Annotated in this window: 1 protein-coding gene and 1 pseudogene; both read right to left on the bottom strand. The window is 34.2% G+C overall.

Annotation, left to right across the window (positions count from 1 at the left end):
* Window positions 1–545 (bottom strand): RagB/SusD family nutrient uptake outer membrane protein (locus M2326_RS17490; protein ID WP_264620826.1); only part of this gene is annotated, 545 nt, incomplete at its 3' end.
* Between the two features lie 11 nt (window positions 546–556).
* A pseudogene (locus tag M2326_RS17495) lies at window positions 557–1,243 on the bottom strand (TonB-dependent receptor); the annotation flags it as partial.

Below are 1,243 nucleotides of genomic sequence, written 5' to 3' on the forward strand. Positions count from 1 at the left end.
TGCTCGAGAGGTTTATCAACAATTGGAACACCACCAAAACTATTTACCAAATCGAAGTAATAATAAGCACGCATAAAATGTGCTTCGGCCAAAATTTGTGCTTTTCGAGTTGTATCTGTAAAAGCAATGTCTGGTACTTTACTTAAAATTAAGTTACAGTACAATATCCCTTTGTAATTGATTTGCCAAATTCTGCTTACAGCAAGATTTGATGTAGGGATATTATAACTTTCTTTTTGGTATAAAGGTAAATTATCAACTACACTTATTCCTCCTTTCATAAAATCATCAGTACCTACATCACCAAAGGTAAGATCACAAGACATTCCTGCCCAGAAGTTTTCTTTACCATACATTTCTCTCATAGGATTATAGGCTGCATTTAACCCTTGCTCGGCATCAGCAGGATTTTGGTAGAAGTTTTCTAAAACAGGAGTACCATATACTTTTCCTTCCAATTCGTTACTACAGGAGGTGGCTAATAAGGCTGCGGCTACTATCCAGCAATACCTTGAGTTTTTTATAAATATATTATATAATTTCATTTTTCTGTTTTTTAAAAGTTAATATCAAGACCTAAAGTATAAGATCTAACCGATGGGTATCTTCCTCTATCGATCCCAATATCCAAAGGACTATTTTGAGAAGGGTCAACTCCTGCTTCTGGATCTAAACCATCATATTTGGTAAAAGTCAATAAATTTTGAGCAGCTACGTACAAACGAAGTTTGGTGATAAAAGACTTCTTTAAAAAACTATCTTTAAATGAATATCCTATCTGAACATTTTTTAGTCTCAAATAAGAACCATCTTTTACAAAACGACTAGATAATTGAGAATTGTTATTTGCACTAGCAAATGAAGCTCTTGGTACGGTATTCGAGGTGCCTTCACCTGTCCATCGATCTAATATAGCAGTACTAGAATTGGTAGAGATATCTGTTTGTAACCAATAGTCTGTGGTGTTGAAAATTTTATTTCCTTGACTTCCTTGAAAAAAGGCGGTGAAATCAAATTGTTTGTATGATAAATCTAGATTGATTCCGTAAGTGAATTTTGGGAAAGGGGATCCAATATACGTTTTGTCGCTATCATCAATTTTTCCGTCACCATTCAAATCTTTGTATTTTACATCACCTGGTTTTGTATTAGGTAAGGTAGCACTAGTATTCACTTCGTTTTGATTTTGAAAGATTCCAGCCATTTGATAGCCATAGAAAGATGCTAATGGATGACCTGCTGT

This window comes from Flavobacterium psychraerolatum (assembly GCF_025960985.1).
Taxonomy (GTDB): Bacteria; Bacteroidota; Bacteroidia; order Flavobacteriales; family Flavobacteriaceae; genus Flavobacterium.